The following is a 14,614-nucleotide window of genomic DNA, read 5'->3' as shown; positions in this document are numbered from 1 at the left end:
GATCCCATCCCGAACTCAGCAGTGAAACGATGCATCGCCGATGGTAGTGTGGGGTTTCCCCATGTGAGAGTAGGTCATCGTCAAGATTAAATTCCAAAACCCCATTTGCGAAAGCAGATGGGGTTTTGTTTTTGCGCGCGGAAAAGGCCGAACTGCAACAGCGCGACGCCCTCTGTTAGTCTTCTCCCTCTTCAAACGCCAAGGAAGCAGCTATGCCGGTGACATCCCATCTCAATCCCGGGTTCATGGTGGTTCATGGCAATCGCCTGGATGAGCTGCGCAGCCTTGTCGTGTCGTGGATGCGGCGCTATCCGCTTACACCGCTGGAGAATGAAGTGGCTCTGGTGCAGAGCAATGGCATCGCTCAGTGGTTAAAGCTTGCCTTGGCTGAGGATGCGCAGGAGGACGACCTGGGCGGGTGCGGTATCGCTGCTGCGATCGATGTACAGCTTCCCGGCAGTTTTATGTGGCAGCTTTATCGTGCGGTGTTGGGTAAGGATGAGATTCCGGAAACCTCGCTGCTCGATAAGGCCCCGCTGACTTGGCGCCTGATGCGGCTGCTGCCCGCGCTCATCGACCTGCCCCACTTCGAACCTCTTCAGCGCTTTCTAACGGCCGACGCGGATCTGCGCAAACGCTATCAACTGTCCGAGCGTTTGGCGGACCTGTTTGACCAATATCAGGTCTATCGCGCTGACTGGCTGGAAGACTGGGCCGCTGGCAGGCATCAACTGAGGAACGTCCGAGGGGAAATCAAACCCCTCAAGGCTGAGAACTGCTGGCAGGCCGAGTTATGGCGTGCGCTGCTGCATGACGTCGGTGCCGAAGGCATGGCCCAGAGTCGTGCCGGTGTCCATCAGCGCTATATCGAGCGTATCAACAGCCTGACCGAGGCCCCTGTCGGATTGCCGGCGCGGGTCATCGTATTCGGCATCTCCTCGCTCCCGGCGCAAGCATTGGAAGCCCTCGCAGGACTGGCTCGCTTCAGCCAGGTGCTGTTGTGTGTGCACAATCCGTGTCGCCATCACTGGGCCGACATCGTCGCGGATAAAGATTTGCTGCGCCACGAATACAAGCGTCAATCGCGCAAGGCCGGCATGCCCGTTGTGCTGAATCCGGACGCCTTGCATCAGCATGCGCACCCGCTGCTTGCCGCGTGGGGCAAGCAGGGGCGCGATTACATCAATTTGCTCGACAGCCACGACGACCCCAACAGTTATCGCGCTATTTTCCGCGACGGCCGGATCGATCTGTTCAGCGAAAGCGACCCGCACACGATCCTCAATCAATTGCAGGACGACATCCTCGAATTGCGCCCCCTCGGAGAGACCCGCGAACGATGGCCGGCGGTGGATACCAAGACAGATCGATCAATCCGCTTCCATGTCGCCCACAGCGCGCAACGCGAAGTGGAAGTGCTGCACGATCAATTGCTCGCACGATTTAGCAAGGATCCGGATTTGCGTCCGCGGGATGTCATCGTCATGGTCCCGGACATCGACAGCTATGCGCCTCACATTCGCGCCGTGTTTGGTCAACTGGATCGTGATGATCGTCGCTTCATCCCGTTCACGCTGGCCGACCAGGGTCAGCGTGGCCGCGATCCTTTATTGATCGCTGTCGAACATCTGCTGAAGATTCCAGACAGCCGTTTTCCGGTCAGTGAAATCCTCGACCTGCTGGACGTTCCGGCGTTGCGTGCCCGATTTGGGATTAATGAGCGCGACCTGCCCACCTTGCATCGCTGGATCGAAGGTGCAGGTGTGCGTTGGGGGCTCAATGCCAAGCAGCGAGAAGGGCTGGGGCTGCCGGAGGCGCTGGAGCAGAACAGCTGGCATTTCGGTTTACGCCGCATGCTCCTCGGTTACGCGGTGGGTGCAGGCATTGCCTATGAGGGCATTGAGCCCTACGACGAGATCGGTGGGCTGGATGCTGCGCTGATCGGTCCACTGGTTGCGTTGATCGATGCGCTGCAGATCGCTCACAACGAACTCTCGCAACCCGCTACGCCACCGGTATGGGGCACGCGTCTGCAGGCGCTCATGCAGTTGTTCTTTGCCGCAGAAAGCGAGCACGATGATTACCTCTTGGGTCAGCTGGAAACGCTGCGTGAAACCTGGCTGGAAACTTGCGAGAACGTGGGCTTGCTTGACGAGCTGCCACTGACGGTTGTCCGCGAAGCCTGGCTCGCCGGACTGGACCAAGGACGTCTCTCGCAGCGTTTTCTGGCGGGTTCAGTCAACTTCTGCACGCTGATGCCGATGCGTGCGATTCCCTTCAAGCTCGTCTGCTTGCTGGGCATGAATGACGGCGATTATCCGCGCGCGCAGCCGCCGCTGGATTTCGACTTGATGGGCAGCGATTACCGTCCCGGTGATCGTTCTCGTCGTGAGGACGATCGCTACCTGTTGCTCGAAGCGCTGCTTTCCGCGCGTGATCAGCTGTACATCAGTTGGGTCGGGCGCAGCATTCGTGACAACTCCGAGCGTCCCGCGTCTGTGCTGATCGGTCAGCTACGCGATCACCTGTCCAGCGGTTGGCGGCTCGCTGACGCCGTTGAGCCAGAAGACGAAAAAAAGCGCGACCCTGGCCAACAGCTGCTGCACAAGCTCACGCTCGAGCACCCGTTGCAGCCTTTCAGTGCGAAGTATTTTCAGGAGAGTCTGGAGTTCTTCAGCTTTGCTCATGAGTGGCAGGCTCTGCATGAGACGGCCCCACTCGCCGAGCTCGAAAAAGATCTGGAAGCGCACAGCAGCAGTGAAATGCTCAGCCTCAAACAGCTGCAGGATTTCCTGCGCAGTCCGGTGAAGTATTTCTTCAGCCAGCGGTTGAAAATATTCTTTGAAGCAGCAGAGCAGCCGTTGGCGCAAGAGGAGCCCTTCGTGCTGGATCAACTGCAGCTTTATCAAGCCAGCGACAGTCTTCTGCAGGCTGCGCTGACCCATTTGGATGATGTTGACGAGGCGATGCACGCACAGGCAGCTCGCTTGCAGTCAAGCGGTTTGCTACCCATGGCTGGTTTTGGCACGGCGTTACAGCGTGAGTTGATCGATCCATTGCCTGAAGTGCTTCAGCGATACATTGAGCTGCGCGAGCGCTGGCCGCAGCCCCTGAACAGTGCCTTGTCGCTGAGCTTCGTGCATGACGATTCCGGCGTCAGTGACTGGCTGGAGGGCGTGTGCCAAGACAGTGACGGGGGATTGCTGAGTGTCACGACAATTCCCAACACGATCGCCGCTGGAAGATCCCGCAAATGGCATCGGCTGGTCAAACCTTGGGTCACCCACGTGGTGGCATGCGCATGCGGTCTGCGCTTGACCAGTGCCATGGTCGCCAAGGATCAGACGCTATTGTTGCCTCCGCTGGAAACGCCTGTTGCCAGTGAGATCTTGATTACGATGCTCCAGGCATACCAACAAGGCATGCAAAAGCCGTTGCCTGTGGCATTGAGGACCGCATTCGCCGCGCTGGAAAAGGCTGATCCGGTCAAGGCGTATGAGGGTGACGATTTCACACATAAGGGTGAGCGCGAGGAGACCGCTCTCGCTCGGCAGTATCCTGATTTCAGCGCACTGACTGAAAGTGGTGAGTTTTTCCACTGGTGCGATTTGCTTTACAAACCGCTGCTGGAAGCGCCTTGGCAGTCAATAACCCGCAAGGAGGCTGAAGCATGAGCACCCTACAACAGCCTCTGGCGCTGAGTTTTCCGCTCAAGGGCAGTCAGTTGATCGAGGCCAGCGCCGGGACAGGCAAGACCTTCACCATTTCGGCGCTGTACTTGCGACTGGTGCTCGGTCACGGCAGCGAGCTGTCAGGTTTCGGGCGGGAGCTGCTGCCCCCACAGATACTCGTGGTGACATTTACCGAGGCCGCCACCCAAGAGCTTCGCGACCGTATTCGCTCGCGCTTGGCCGAGGCTGCGCGTTTCTTCCGGGAGGAAATCGCGGCGCCTGACGGATTGATTGCAGACCTGCGCAATGAGTTTGCCCGTGAGCAGTGGCACGCATGCGCAAGTCGGTTGGACATCGCTGCTCAGTGGATGGACGAAGCCGCAGTTTCGACTATTCATGCATGGTGTCAGCGTATGTTGCGTGAACACGCGTTCGACAGCGGCAGCCTGTTCACTCAAACGCTGGAAACCGACCACGGCGACCTGCTCAGTGAGGTCTTGCGCGACTATTGGCGCAAGTTCTGCTACCCCCTCAGTGGTGACACGCTGAACTGGATTCGCGAAAACTGGCGCGGGCCTGACGCTTTGCTGCCCAAAGTGCGCAGTTTGTTCGGCATCGAAAGGCCACTGCAGACCGAGTCGCTGGATGAGTTGATTGAGCATGCTATCGAGCAGCGCCTTGAGGCGCTTGAGGCCCTGAAGTCGCCGTGGCGCAAGTGGGTGGGAGAACTGCTTGCCATTTGCCAGGATGCCACCCAGCGTAAAGCTGTTCACGGTAACAAGTTACGTGCGGCGAACTACACCTCATGGTTCGAAAAAATCACCGCTTGGGCGAATGACCCCGCACAAGAGGCGCTTGATATTGGTGCGGGTTTCACACGATTGACGCCGGACGGAGTGGCTGATGCCTGGCACGACGCTCCTCCGTCGCACCCCGCCTTCGACGCAATGCTGATCCTTAAGGACGCACTGGAAAGTTTGCCGACCCCCGATGCCGCAGCGCTCGAACATGCTGCGCAGTGGGTGAGCGTCCGCTTCGAGGAAGAAAAGCGGCGTCGCGCGGAAATGGGTTTTGATGACATGTTGTTACGCCTTGATGCGGCACTGTGCAGCGCGGGCGGTGAGCGTCTGGCAACGCTGATTCGCGAACAATTTCCGGTTGCCCTGATTGACGAATTTCAAGACACCGACCCTGTGCAGTACCGAATCTTCGACAGCATTTATCGTCTGCACGCCAATGACCCTAGCACTGGCCTCTTTTTGATTGGCGATCCCAAACAAGCCATCTACGCCTTTCGGGGGGCGGACATCTACACCTATCTGCGCGCCCGGCACGCAACCCAAGGGCGTTTGCATACGCTCGGCACCAACTTTCGCTCTAGCGAAGCGATGGTCGAGGCGGTCAATCATGTGTTTGAGCGTGCGGAAGTTCGGGCTGCTGGCCAGGGGGCCTTCCTGTTCAGGCGTGGGGGCGATAATCCTGTGCCGTTCTTGCGAGTGGCTGCGCAAGGTCGTAAGGAGCGGCTGGAGGTCGATGGATCAGCACTGGCGGCATTGAACGTATGGCACCTGGAGACTGACGAACCGGTGTCTGCGGAGGTCTATCGCGAACAGATGGCAGCTGCCTGTGCCAGCGAGATCGTGCGGTTGCTCAATGCTGGTCAGCAGAGCCGAGCGGGCTTTGCCAAGTCGGATGAGCCGCTGTTGGGCCTGTTGCCTGCGGATATAGCGGTTCTGGTCCGCGACGGTCATGAAGCTCAGGCGATTCGTAATCAACTGTCACGACGGGGCGTACGCAGCGTGTACCTTTCCGACAAGGACTCGGTATTCGCTGCCCGTGAAGCTCATGATGTTCTTGCGTGGCTCAAGGCCTGTGCCGAGCCTGATTCGGAGCGCATGCTGCGTGCCGCCTTGGCCAGCATTACGTTGGCCCTGCCCTTGAGCGAGCTGGAGCGGTTGAACCTTGATGAGCTGGCCTGGGAGCAACGGGTCATGCAGTTTCGGGAGTACCGGCGAGTCTGGCGAACACAGGGTGTGCTGCCGATGCTGCGACGGCTGCTACACGACTTCAAGCTTCCCCAGCGACTCATGTGCCGCAGCGATGGCGAACGGGCGCTGACCAATTTGCTGCATCTCTCGGAACTGATGCAGCAAGCGGCCGCAGAGCTGGACGGCGAACAGGCATTGATCCGTCACTTGGGGGAGCATCTGGCGTTGTCAGGCCAGGCGGGCGATGAGCAGATCGTGCGCCTGGAAAGTGATGAACAACTGGTCAAAGTGGTGACCATCCACAAGTCTAAAGGACTGGAATATCCACTGGTTTTCTTGCCCTTCATTTGCTCGTTCAAACCTGTCGATGGCAGCAGGCTGCCGTTGCACTTTCATGACGCCGAAGGCAATGCGCAGATTAGTCTCAACGCAACGACAGCATTGATAGAGCAATCTGACGATGAGCGTCTGGCCGAAGATTTGCGTCTGTTTTACGTGGCGGTGACGCGCGCGCGACATGCTTGCTGGCTGGGCGTTGCCGACCTCAAGCGTGGCCGCAACAAAGCGTCCGTGTTGCATCGCTCGGCGCTGGGGTATCTGCTGGGCGGTGGCTTGCCGGTAGGGGCCGATGGCACTTTATCTGATTGGCTGACACAACTGGCGAACGGCGCGTCTGCGCTGGCCGTCGAGCCTTTGCCGCACGCGGGGGACGAATTGTTCACCGCACCCCGCAGCGAAGCTGCGTTGAGCAAGCCGCGCATGCCACGGCGCAGCGCCCGGGAAAACTGGTGGATCGCCTCCTACAGCGCGCTGCGCATTGGTGACACGATCACTGACAGCGGCGATCAGTCGCCCGACAGTCCACAAGCTCAAAAGCTGTTTGACGATGAACGCCTGGACCCTGAAGCGCCCCGTGAAGTCATGGCCAGTGGCGGTGATATCCATCGGTTTCCACGTGGGCCGAATCCCGGCACCTTCCTTCACGGTTTGCTGGAATGGGCGGGAGAAAAGGGCTTCGCGCTGGCATCGGGACACCCGCAGGCGCTGGAAAAAGTCGTCGCCCAGCGCTGCAACCGACGTGACTGGAAAGGCTGGATCAACACCCTGACAGACTGGCTTCAACATCTGCTGATGATGCCGTTACGCCTCGGCGCCGACGTTCCACCGGTTGCTTTGAGTGCGCTGGATCAACCGAACCAGTACCGCGTCGAGATGGAGTTCTGGTTCGCCTGTTCCAGAGTCGACGTGGCGCAAATGGACGCGCTGGTGCGTCGCTACACGCACAACGGCGCGCCGCGAGCCGCCGCGGAAACCGTTTCGCTCAATGGCATGTTCAAGGGTTTTATCGACCTGACGTTCGAGCATGAAGGTCGCTATTACGTGGCCGATTACAAATCCAACTGGCTGGGTGTCGACGACGATGCCTACACCGAGCAAGCGATGGAAAACGCAATTCTGGATAACCGCTACGACCTGCAATACGTGCTTTACCTGCTGGCGTTGCATCGCCAGCTCAAGGCGCGTCTGGTTGATTATGACTACGACCGGCACATGGGCGGTGCGGTATATCTGTTCGTGCGTGGCAGTCGCGCAGCGAGCCAGGGCGCGTGGTTCACTCGTCCGCCTCGCGCGCTGATCGAAAGTCTTGATTTGCTGTTCCAAGGCCGTCCGTTGATCGAGGAAGAAGCGCCGTCAGGAGAGCTCGCATGAATCGCACCTTTGCTCATTTACTCCCTACGCCGCTGGACGCCGAAAGCCTCGCCGAGCTCAAGCCCCTGAGCCGTGTGGACGATCTGCTGTTGCTGCTCGAACGTTGGGTCGAGCGCGGCTGGTTGCGTGCACTGGATAAGGCCTTCGTCGGGTTTCTGGCCGATCTTGATCCCACCGCTGACTCGCTGGTATTGCTCGCGGCCGCGCTGACCAGCCATCAGCTCGGTCACGGCCACGTGTGTCTCGACCTCTATGAGACCCTGAAAGAACCGGACTTCGCCCTGTCGCTGCCACCGGAGGGCGATCTGTTGTCGACCCCGATGTTGCTGCCCTCGGCGTTGCTCAAGGCGCTGGACGGCGCGACCTGGTGCAAGGCGCTGGCAGACAGCACGCTGGTTGCCCAGGCAGGCGACAACAGCGCTGTGGCGGCCGAGAAGCCCTTGGTGTTGTCGGACCGACGCCTGTACCTGCGTCGTTACTGGACCTACGAGCGCCGCATCGATGCCGCACTGCATCGCCGGCTGTCGCAGGTCGAGGCAGCCCCAAGTGATCTGGCAGAGCGGCTGGAGGCGCTGTTCGGTCCGGCCAGCGCCGCCCCCGATGCGTTGATCGATTGGCAAAAGCTTGCCTGTGCACTGGCAACACGCGGTGCGTTCAGCATCATCACCGGCGGACCGGGCACGGGGAAAACCACCACGGTGGTGCGCCTGTTGGCGCTGCTGCAATCACCTGCGGTCGAGCGCGGTAAACCGCTGCGTATTCGGCTGGCGGCACCCACGGGTAAAGCCGCAGCGAGGCTGACCGAATCCATCAGTCACCAAGTGCAATCGCTGCAGGTGCCTGAGGACGTGCGCCAGAAAATCCCCAGTGAAGTGACCACCGTGCACCGCCTGCTGGGCAGTCGTCCGGGCACGCGGCATTTCCGTCATCACGCGGGGAATCCGTTGCCGCTCGATGTATTGGTGGTGGACGAAGCCTCGATGATCGACCTGGAAATGATGGCCAATCTGCTGGATGCCCTGCCGCCCCATGCGCGCATGGTGCTGCTCGGCGACAAGGACCAACTGGCGTCAGTGGAAGCCGGTGCCGTGCTGGGTGATCTGTGCCGTGATGCGGAGGCGGGGATGTACAGCCCGCAGACCCAGGCCTGGCTCGAGTCGGTCAGCGGTGAGGACTTGAGCAAGAGCGGTTTGCAGCCGGGCGATAACGTCAAGCATGCGCTGGCGCAGCAGGTGGTGATGCTGCGTCATTCCCGACGCTTCGTGGCCGGCAGCGGCATTGGTCAGCTGGCGAAGTTGGTCAACCAGCAGCAGGATCGGGAAGCGCGTGAGTTGTTGGCGGCGCGTACGTATCCGGACCTGTTTGCGTTGTCGCTCAAGGGCGAGCAGGACCGTGCCTTGTCGCGCCTCGTGCTCGACGGCCACGGCAACGGGCCTCAAGGCTACCGGCATTACCTCGGCGTGATGCGGGCGCGCCGGCCGCAGGATGTGATGTCCATTGACGATCCACGGTGCGTCGAGTGGGCGCGAGAAGTGTTGAACGCGTTCGATGAATTCCAGCTGCTGTGTGCCGTGCGCAAAGGGCCGTGGGGCGTCGAAGGCCTGAACCAGCGCATGACTCAGACGCTGTTCGCCGCGCAACTGATCGAGAGCGATCAGCAATGGTACGAAGGCCGCCCGGTCTTGATGACCCGCAACGATTATGGCCTGGGTTTGATGAACGGCGACATCGGCATTGCCCTGCGGTTGCCGGAGGGTACGCCTGAGGAAAACCGCCAGGCCCTGCGTGTCGCGTTCCCGCGCAATGACGGCAGCGGCGGGGTGCGTTTTGTGTTGCCAAGCCGACTCAATGATGTGGAGACGGTGTACGCCATGACCGTGCACAAATCACAGGGCTCGGAGTTCGCGCACACGGCGTTGATCCTGCCCGAAGCGCTCAATCCGGTGTTGACCAAGGAGTTGATCTACACCGGCATCACGCGGGCCAAGCACTGGTTCAGCCTGATCGAGCCGCGTCAGGGCGTGTTCGAAGAGGCGCTGCGTCGCAAGGTCAAACGCCTGAGTGGGTTGATGCTGGAGTTGTGAGGCACGAACGTCGATGTTGCCACATGGTTTTAAACCGATGCAGTCCTGTCTGTGGGAGCGAATTCATTCGCGATAGATTTTCCTGGCGCCGAAGATGTATTGCCTGTGCCCGCCAATCGCGAATGAATTCGCTCCCACAGGGATAAGGTGTCTGGACGTGACTCGGTCACTCACGTCGCGCAGAACGAATTCCCCAACTCCACTCGACCGAAACTGGCGCCTTCATCGAGCGGGGTGATGGCGGCCAGTTGATCCAGTCGCACGTCCTCAATGCCATCGGCGAATTGCAGGAATTCCTCTTTGCTCGGCGCGGTGCGGGTGGTGAGGGGTTTGCCTTCGAAGGTCTGGCCGTCGACCAGTTCCACCTTCAATCGATAGCCATGCATGCAGGCGATTTCGACGTAGTCGTAGAGATCGCAATTGAGCGGTTGATAACGGTCCATTTCTGACTCCCGAGCGGCGTGAAGCGACTGTGATGGTCGCTTCACGATAGCCGCTCAGGCTTCTTTGCGCACCGGCTCCTGCTGAGTGACCCCATGATCGAGCCCCATGAATTTGCGCACACGATCGCCACACTGATCGGCGAGGATGGTCTGTGGCGAAGCGTCGACCTGCACCACGCCATTTTCCATGAAGATGACCCGGTCGGAAATCGACAGCGCGAAGTCCATTTCGTGGGTGACGATCAGCATGGTCATGCCTTCTTTCGCCAGATCGCCGATCACCTTGAGCACATCGCCGACCAGCTCCGGGTCAAGGGCCGAGGTCGGTTCGTCAAACAGCATGATCTGAGGGTCCATCGCCAATGCCCGGGCGATGGCGACGCGTTGCTGCTGGCCACCGGACAATTGATGCGGGTATTTCTGCGCGTGCGCCAGCAGGCCGACCTTGTCGAGCAGGGCATAGGCGCGCTGTTCGCTGATGGCTTTGTCGCGCCCGTGGTAGCGAGGTGCGAGCGTCACGTTGTCGAGGATGGTGCGATGGGGGAACAGGTTGAAGTTCTGGAACACCATGCCGATGCGCTGCACACCCCGACGAATCTGCGGTGCGTTCGGGCTGTCGCCAGCGTGAATAAAGCCTTCGCCGAAGAGAATGATCTCGCCCTTGTCGATGCTTTCCAGGCTGTTCACGGTGCGGATCAGCGAGGTCTTGCCCGAGCCAGACGGACCAATGATGGAAATCACCTGGCCCACGTTGACGTCCAGATTGATGCCTTTGAGCACTTCATGCTGACCGTAGCTTTTGTGGATGTTGAGCAGTTGCAGGGCGGGCGCCGAGCCAGGGCCTGACTCGGCACGCTGAGCAGTGGAAGGCTGCGCCACGAGCGTTGCGCGCAAGCGGGTCAACGCGGTGTCATCCAGGGTTTGTGGCTTGCGGTTGTTCAGTTCCAGGTGCTGCTCAAGCCAGTGAAACAGCCAGCCGAACACGGTGACGATCATCACGTAGTACACGGCCACGGCGGACAGCGTTTCCATGACCAGAAAGTTCTGCGCGTAGAGGCGCTGGCCGACTGTAAGCAGTTCGGTCAGCGAGATCACCGACACCAGCGAGGTGAGTTTGACGACGGTGATGTATTCGTTGATCAGGGTCGGGAGCGAGATACGAAACGCCTGAGGAATCACGATCAGACGCTGCATGCCAATCAGCCCGACGCCGAGCGCACGGCCCGCTTCCTTCTGCCCTTTGGCGACCGAAATCAGACCGCCACGGTGGATCTCGGCCATGTACGCCGCTTCCGTGACGACCAGCGCCAGCAGGCCGGAGTAGAAGGGGTTGGACAGCACGTCACGGGTGATCGGGAACATCTGCGGCAGGTTGTAGGTGAACACCACCAGCACCAGCAGCGGGACGCTACGGAAGAACCAGATATAAATCGACGCAGGCACGCTGATCCAGCGCGCGGTCGAGAGCTTGGCCGAGGCCAGCAGAAAACCCAGCAACATGCCGATGAACCAGCCCAGCGCACTGAGCTCGATCACGGTGATGCACGATTCCCAGAAGTCCGAGACCGAAAACAGAGAAAAAAAGTAGGACCATTCGAATTGCATAAACATACCTCAGCGGGGCGAAACCCTGCGGCAAACCTCTATCAACGCGGTCCCCTGTAGGAGCGTGGCTTGTCCCGCGATCGGCGACATAGTCGTCGTAAATCCGATGAACGCGGTGTGTCAGTCATACGGCGCTGGCTGATCTTACGACTGCTTCGCAGCCGATCGCGGGACAAGCCACGCTCCTACAGGAATGGGCGTCGAGTCAGAACGCCCATCATTCACTCAGTTACCCGGCTCTTCCAGGTTGTACTTTTTCAGCAGCGCTGCGTACTCACCGGATTTCTTGGTTTCGTCGAAGGCCTTGAGCAGCGCCTGATACAGCTCGTCGTTACCCTTCTTCACGTAGATGCCCAGAGTCTGCTGGTAGATCGAGTGCTCGGTACTCACCACCACGCGGCCTTTGGTGCGTTCGGCGATCATGCCCGCAGCGCCGTCGATTTCCACTTGCGCCTGAACGTTGCCGGACAGCAGCGCCTGGGTCACTTCAGGGGCCGACGGGAATTCGCTGACCGAGATCGCGCCCTTGTTGTTAGGCACGCAGTACTCGGTGGACAGCTTGTTGAACTGGGCGACCCACGTGGTGCCTTTTTCCAGGCCGACCTTCAGGCCGCAGAGGTCTTCTGGCACCTTGGGTTTAATCGTGCTGTCTTTGAGGACCATGATCGCCGCGCCCGTCTTGGCATATGCGATGGTCTGGGCCTGGGTCTGACGCTCAGGCGTGATGTACATGCCCGAGATGATGGCGTCGTAGTGACCGGCGTTCAGGCTCAGGATCAGGCTGGAGAACTTGGTGTCGACGAACTCGGCCTTCAGGTCCATGTGCTTGGCCAGCAGGCGTGACAGGTCCGGGTCGGAACCGACGACGTTTTTCTTCTCGTCATAGGATTCGAACGGTGGATAGGTGATTTCCATCCCGACCTTGAACTGGCCAGGCGTGACGGTGGCGGCGTGGGCAAAAGTGGCGCCGAGCACGGCGGCGGCAAGAACGGTCAAGCGGACAGCAGTGTTCACAGTGTTGCGCATCGTCGGTGACTCCACGTCAGGAAGGTAAGGCACGGTGTGTTTGGACATCTTCTCGAGCATCAGGACGCGTCCTGTGCCTGGTTCTTCAAGTGGCCGAAGCTCGATGGCTTGCGCGCCTTCTCGTACAGCTTGAGCTCGCCGCTCTCGACCTTGCGCCGCAGGTACTGATACGTCTGCAGGGCCTGGCCGAACATGTGTTCGCCGATGGTGATCGCTTCGTATTCCTTGCTGCCATTGTCAAACTGCGGAAGCGGCTTGATCTGGGTGTGGAAATCGCAGGCGAAGAACAACGGGAATGAATAACGCTCTTCGCTGACGGTGCGTACCCGGTGAGCCGTAGCAACGAACGTACCAGCGGTCATGACCTCCAGCATGTCGCCGATGTTGACCACGAATGCGCCTTCCACCGGAGGGGCATCGATCCATTGGCCCAGATCGTTCATCACCTCAAGGCCGGGTTTGTCGGCCAGCAGCATGGTGAAGCACTCGTAATCGGTGTGTGCACCAATACCGGGCGCATCCTGCGCGGCGCCATCGAAGGGGTAGTGGATCAGGCGCAGCTTGGACGGCGGACGGGTGACCATCGCCTCGAAATAGCCTTCTTCCAGGCCCAAAGCCAGTGCGAAGCCGTCGAACAGGCGACGACCCAGCGCAAATACGGCGGCGTAATACGCTTCCACCGCCGGACGAAAACCCGGCAGGTCGGGCCATTCGTTGGCACCGATCAACGGCGTTTTGGCGATCACCAGCGGGTCTTCGTCACCCACCTCGAAGCCGATGTCGAAGGCTTCCTTGTGATCCGGCTTGCCTTTGGCATAGACCTCTTCGCCCTCGGGCACGAAGCCTTTGTGGCTGCGCGAGGTGCCGATGTAATGCTGCATCTTGTACTCGAGTGACTGAGCGAACAGGTCCTTGGCGGCCTGGCGCAACCCGTCGATCAACGCTTGTTCGATGCCGTGATTCTTGACGTACAGAAAGCCCACTTCACGTGCGGCTTTGCCCAGTTCGTTGGCCACGGCCTGTCGGTGGGCGATGTCGGTGCTGAACAGACCGGCGATGTCGACCACCGGAATGCTGTTGAAGTTGGCGACCTTCGGTGTCGCCGCTTGAGACTGATCGGGCATGGCGAAACGCTCCTTATCGGCTTGTTGTATGGGTGAAGCCTTGAAAATGTTCACGTTCATGCTTCGCCATCCACACGTTCAGCGACCACAGATCGGCCACGGGCACGTCGGTGAAGGGGAGGTGATGCAGATAGCCGTCGGCGCCGAATTCCGGGGTCAGGGTGGTGACCGGGTAACCGCGCGCCTGCTGGGATGTCCAGATGGCTTCCCAGTGCTGCTGATGGAAGGCCAGTTCCTTTGCGCGCTCGGGGCCAGCGGGGTGCGGAACTTGCGGGCCCTGGTCGTAACCGACACGGGCCTGAATGTGGTGAACGCGCTCGACGAACGCACTGAGGTCGTCTTCGGGGTCGTTGAGCAGGCGCTCGCAGGTGACAACCCAGTGGCTGATGTCGCTGGTGAAACGCAGGTCCGGCAACTGACGGATCAGCTCCAGCGTGACCCACGGGTTGAACAGCGAACGGGCGCGGTGGGTTTCGAAGGTCACCATTTGCCCGTGCTTGCGCGCCAGCTCCAAGGCCTGGCCGAAGAAATCGACCTGTTGCGGCAACAGCCAGCGATCATTACCGGCCAGCACGTTGACGAAACGCGGGTTCAACTCAGTGGACCAGGCGAGTTTCTTTTCCAGATCGGTGAGGTGCTCGGCGGTGGTCGCCGATTGTTCGGGCAGGACGTCGTAGGCGGTGAACACCGTGGCGATGTAAGGCAGGTGGTTGGCGCGCAGGAAGGCGCCGAACTCGGCACGCTCGACGGGCGTCAGCGGCAGACGCGCTTCCATGCCGTCGAACCCGGCTTCCAGCAGCTCGTCCAGTGCCTGGGCCTTGCTGGCGGTGTAGCCCCACATCGTGCGGAAGATTTCCAGTTTCATCGAGCGTCCTCAAAGATTGCGTCTTGCGGCTGACACATGACATAGCTTCGCCACGGCGCGAGCCGAAACGGGTTACAGCGGCAGTCACATCAGAAAAA

The 14,614-nt window shown here is 60.0% G+C and carries 8 protein-coding genes and 1 rRNA gene; 4 read left to right on the top strand and 5 right to left on the bottom strand.

The annotated features are described in order from the left end of the window. The 4 genes from rrf to recD all read left to right on the top strand — a co-directional run. Positions 1–86: ribosomal RNA gene (gene rrf, locus BLS87_RS23460) — 5S ribosomal RNA — on the top strand; the annotation flags it as partial. A 126-nt stretch (positions 87–212) separates the two neighbouring features. Then, positions 213–3,674 carry an exodeoxyribonuclease V subunit gamma gene (recC, locus tag BLS87_RS23455; RefSeq protein WP_074756143.1) on the top strand — a complete coding sequence of 1,154 codons (3,462 nt, stop codon included), beginning with the start codon at positions 213–215 and terminating at the stop codon, positions 3,672–3,674. Then, positions 3,671–7,369, top strand: coding sequence for an exodeoxyribonuclease V subunit beta (gene recB / locus BLS87_RS23450; protein ID WP_074756141.1), 3,699 nt, complete (start codon positions 3,671–3,673; stop codon positions 7,367–7,369). The genes recC and recB overlap by 4 nt, the downstream gene beginning before the upstream one ends. Further along, the gene (gene recD, locus BLS87_RS23445; RefSeq protein WP_074756139.1) at positions 7,366–9,453 is read left to right on the top strand and encodes an exodeoxyribonuclease V subunit alpha; all 2,088 of its coding nucleotides are present in this window, start codon (positions 7,366–7,368) and stop codon (positions 9,451–9,453) included. The genes recB and recD overlap by 4 nt, the downstream gene beginning before the upstream one ends. Positions 9,454–9,623: 170 nt before the next feature. On the opposite strand, the gene BLS87_RS23440 is transcribed toward recD, so the two are convergent. From BLS87_RS23440 to BLS87_RS23420, 5 genes are all read right to left on the bottom strand, one after another. Continuing rightward, entirely contained in the window at positions 9,624–9,896 is a 273-nt protein-coding gene (locus BLS87_RS23440; RefSeq protein WP_074756137.1) for a Rho-binding antiterminator, read from the bottom strand. Positions 9,897–9,950: 54 nt separating this feature from the next. Beyond that, a complete protein-coding gene (locus tag BLS87_RS23435; protein ID WP_074756135.1) occupies positions 9,951–11,501 on the bottom strand; it encodes an amino acid ABC transporter permease/ATP-binding protein in 1,551 nt (516 codons plus the stop codon). A gap of 225 nt (positions 11,502–11,726) precedes the next feature. Further along, positions 11,727–12,527, bottom strand: a complete 801-nt coding sequence (locus tag BLS87_RS23430) for an ABC transporter substrate-binding protein (RefSeq protein ID WP_074756178.1) — start codon at positions 12,525–12,527, stop codon at positions 11,727–11,729. 59 nt (positions 12,528–12,586) lie between these two features. Beyond that, complete coding sequence (locus BLS87_RS23425; RefSeq protein WP_074756133.1) at positions 12,587–13,651, bottom strand: isopenicillin N synthase family dioxygenase; 1,065 nt, start codon at positions 13,649–13,651, stop codon at positions 12,587–12,589. 13 nt (positions 13,652–13,664) lie between these two features. Next, complete coding sequence (locus BLS87_RS23420) at positions 13,665–14,516, bottom strand: sugar phosphate isomerase/epimerase family protein (protein WP_074756131.1); 852 nt, start codon at positions 14,514–14,516, stop codon at positions 13,665–13,667. Between the last annotated feature and the right edge of the window lie 98 nt (positions 14,517–14,614).

The sequence above is a fragment of the Pseudomonas abietaniphila genome, from assembly GCF_900100795.1.
Classification (GTDB): domain Bacteria; phylum Pseudomonadota; class Gammaproteobacteria; order Pseudomonadales; family Pseudomonadaceae; genus Aquipseudomonas; species Aquipseudomonas abietaniphila.
This window is presented reverse-complemented; position numbering and strand designations above follow the sequence as displayed.

Bases quoted from the DNA above. Each gene is read 5' to 3' on its own strand.
- recC (WP_074756143.1), top strand. From the start codon at position 213: ATGCCGGTGACATCCCATCTCAATCCCGGGTTCATGGTGGTTCATGGC.
- recB (WP_074756141.1), top strand. From the start codon at position 3,671: ATGAGCACCCTACAACAGCCTCTGGCGCTGAGTTTTCCGCTCAAGGGC.
- recD (WP_074756139.1), top strand. From the start codon at position 7,366: ATGAATCGCACCTTTGCTCATTTACTCCCTACGCCGCTGGACGCCGAA.
- BLS87_RS23440 (WP_074756137.1), bottom strand. From the start codon at position 9,896: ATGGACCGTTATCAACCGCTCAATTGCGATCTCTACGACTACGTCGAA.
- BLS87_RS23435 (WP_074756135.1), bottom strand. From the start codon at position 11,501: ATGCAATTCGAATGGTCCTACTTTTTTTCTCTGTTTTCGGTCTCGGAC.
- BLS87_RS23430 (WP_074756178.1), bottom strand. From the start codon at position 12,527: ATGCGCAACACTGTGAACACTGCTGTCCGCTTGACCGTTCTTGCCGCC.
- BLS87_RS23425 (WP_074756133.1), bottom strand. From the start codon at position 13,651: ATGCCCGATCAGTCTCAAGCGGCGACACCGAAGGTCGCCAACTTCAAC.
- BLS87_RS23420 (WP_074756131.1), bottom strand. From the start codon at position 14,516: ATGAAACTGGAAATCTTCCGCACGATGTGGGGCTACACCGCCAGCAAG.